The sequence below is a fragment of the Arsukibacterium sp. genome, from assembly GCF_036735525.1.
In the GTDB taxonomy this organism is placed as follows: Bacteria; Pseudomonadota; Gammaproteobacteria; order Enterobacterales; family Alteromonadaceae; genus Alishewanella.
The window spans coordinates 1-2,670 of the sequence record NZ_DAINOE010000180.1 but is presented as its reverse complement, the minus strand read 5'-3'; the positions used below and the strand labels follow the sequence as shown (position 1 = coordinate 2,670).

3 protein-coding genes are annotated in these 2,670 nt (G+C 48.2%); all 3 read right to left on the bottom strand.

The window, feature by feature from the left end:
- Nucleotides 1-25 precede the first annotated feature (25 nt).
- Entirely contained in the window at nucleotides 26-961 is a 936-nt protein-coding gene (rfbD, locus tag V7D78_RS16985) for a dTDP-4-dehydrorhamnose reductase (RefSeq protein WP_333609640.1), read from the bottom strand.
- On the bottom strand, nucleotides 954-1,529 hold the full coding sequence (rfbC, locus tag V7D78_RS16980; RefSeq protein ID WP_333609639.1) for a dTDP-4-dehydrorhamnose 3,5-epimerase: 576 nt from the start codon (nucleotides 1,527-1,529) through the stop codon (nucleotides 954-956). Before rfbC ends, rfbD begins: the two co-directional genes overlap by 8 nt.
- A 62-nt stretch (nucleotides 1,530-1,591) precedes the next feature.
- Complete coding sequence (locus tag V7D78_RS16975; protein WP_333609638.1) at nucleotides 1,592-2,446, bottom strand: transposase; 855 nt, start codon at nucleotides 2,444-2,446, stop codon at nucleotides 1,592-1,594.
- Nucleotides 2,447-2,670 lie beyond the last annotated feature (224 nt).

Below are 2,670 nucleotides of genomic sequence, written 5' to 3'. Positions count from 1 at the left end.
AGCACCGCCGGTGATAAAAAAAACCTTACTCATGATGTCCTTTCAGGTGTTGTAAACAGCGGGCCAGGCTGTGTCGCCAATGGGGTATGCTTAGCGCTAAATCCTGACGAATGGCCTGGGTGCTAAGCACGCTAAAGGCCGGCCGCCTGGCTGCAGTTGGGTACTCGGCGCTGCTGATCGCCTGTACCTGACATGGGCTGCCGCTGATGTCAAACACGGCCTGGGCTAAGTCGTACCAGCTGGCCAGGCCCTGATTGCAATAATGATACACTTTAGCGCTGTTAAAGCGCTGCATAAAGTCGTTGCGGCTTAGCAACTGTAAGATGGCTAAAGCTAAATCGGCGGCGTAGGTCGGGCTGCCAATCTGATCGGCCACCACGCGCACTTGGTTATGGCTAGCGCTTAGCCTGAGCATCGTTTTGACAAAATTATTGCCACACTCGGAGTACAACCAACTGCTGCGTAAAATAATGGCTGCGCCCTGCCCGCTTGGCTCAGCAAATTGTTTTAATAAAGCCTGCTCACCCGCCGCCTTGCTCTGACCATAGATATTCAGAGGTTGGCTGGGTTGCTGCTCGGTATAAGGTGAGGCTTGCTGGCCGTTAAACACATAGTCGCTGCTGATATGCACTAAACCAATATGGTACTGCTGACACAAGCCGGCCAGTTGTGCCAGTGCATGATGGTTAATGGCCATGGCCAGTTCTGGCTCGGCTTCGGCTTTATCCACTGCGGTATAGGCGGCGCAGTTAATAATGTACTGATAATGATGCTGTGCCAGATGTTCTGCTAATGCTGTGCTGTTGCACATATCCAGCTGTGCCCGGCTTAAGGCAGTAATCAATAAGTGAGGAAACGCAGATTGCAGGGCCAGCACAGACTGGCCCAGCTGGCCATTGGCGCCGAGCAGCAATACCTTTAGCTGCGGCTGAGTTGCACTCTGCCTGCTGACATCAGCCATAGTAATCATCACCAAAATGAAAGCCACTGTTAAGCTCGCTCAGGCGGGGCTGTTGCTGATCTTTTGCCGAGAGCAGCAGCGCTTGCCCGGCGACTGGCCAGTGAATGTTTAAGGCCGGATCGTCAAAGGCCAAACCGGCATCATGCGCCGGGCTGTAGGAGTTATCTACTTTGTATTGCACTAAAGCGGTGTTGGATAACACCAGAAAACCATGGGCAAAACCGCGCGGTATAAACAGCTGTTGTTTGTTGTCGGCGCACAACTCAACCGCCAGCGACTGGCCAAAACGTGGGCTGCCATGGCGAATATCCACCACCACATCCAGCACCCTGCCCTGCACTACCCGCACTAATTTTGACTGGGCAAAGGGGGGGCGCTGAAAATGCAGCCCGCGCAAAACACCAAAGGCAGACTCAGACTCGTTGTCCTGCATAAAATGCAGCGGCAGGCCGCTAAGCTCACGCAGCTGCGGCTCACGAATAAGCTCAGTAAAGCTGCCGCGCGCATCACTATGAATGAGTGGCGTAATTAAATACAACTCCGGAAACGCCAATGGGGTAATTGTCATGATTTATACACTCAGCCACTCTAAGCCACAAAACGCCCCCATTCTAGCAAACACCTCGGGGGTCAGGCCTTGCTTTTTGCAATTTTTCGTCTGACCGTCGATACATGTAAGCCAAAATAGCTTGCCAGCTCAGTCATACTGTAACAACCAGACGCAAAAGCCTTGGTTATGGCATCATCCAGATCCGGATATAACTGCTGATATTGTTCTAAGCTGAGCGGTATGGGCTTTAGTTGCGCCAAGGGGATATCGTTGATAGAAGTATTAACCGGTACCTTTGCTAATTGCCTGGCGGCAAAATCAGCATCACCAAGAAAAATTTGGTTGGTCAGGTTTTGCCAGATATCAGTAGAGTCAAACTCGGTCATACAGCCGCTAAAGGCTTGCACAGCTTTATTGGTATCTTGGTGAAAGTGCGACAACACCTCAGGTACGACTAACCAATCCGGCGTGGACACCTTAAGCGAGGTAGCATGATAACTAGACCAGGTGTAATCCTTTGCATCATTAACTAATGCTGCCGCAACGGGGTTTTGCAGCACGTAACGCAACAACGTTTTGTAATAAAGCTCCGTATCCACTAACCTGCTGACAAAACGCCCCTGAAAAACATGACCACAACGCTGATAACGACGGTTGATGTATTGCGTAAAAGTGCCATTAAGTTGCTGCATGCCTTTGGATAAATTAGGTAACGGCGTTTGAAGCAACAGATGGTAATGATTACCCATTAAGCAATACGCATGCATTAAGCAATACGCATGCACCCGCCAAAAATGGCGCTGACAGACATTTGCTAATATGTCTAAAAAGCGCAAATAGTCGTTTTTGGTTAAAAAAATGTCTTTTTTATCATTACCTCGCGCCATGACATGATAAAACGCCCCTGCAAATTCAATCCTTAATGGCCTGGCCATAGCAATGCCTCCTGCTGCTGATGTTGTTATTTATATTTAGCAAAATGTATATTTTTTGCAAATCCAATAACAATACCTGAATTACTATTTTTTAATTTGCTCAAGACAGACAAGAGGTATGATTATTACATCTAAATAGATTTCGTCATCATTAATCTCACTTATCATTCTGATAAATCAATCTGATTTTAGTGCTAAAATTATTCTGAGCAACCCATAAACAA

Excerpts from the sequence above, each read along its gene's own strand:
- rfbD (WP_333609640.1), bottom strand. The coding sequence starts at position 961 with ATGGCTGATGTCAGCAGGCAGAGTGCAACTCAGCCGCAGCTAAAGGTA.
- rfbC (WP_333609639.1), bottom strand. The coding sequence starts at position 1,529 with ATGACAATTACCCCATTGGCGTTTCCGGAGTTGTATTTAATTACGCCA.
- V7D78_RS16975 (WP_333609638.1), bottom strand. The coding sequence starts at position 2,446 with ATGGCCAGGCCATTAAGGATTGAATTTGCAGGGGCGTTTTATCATGTC.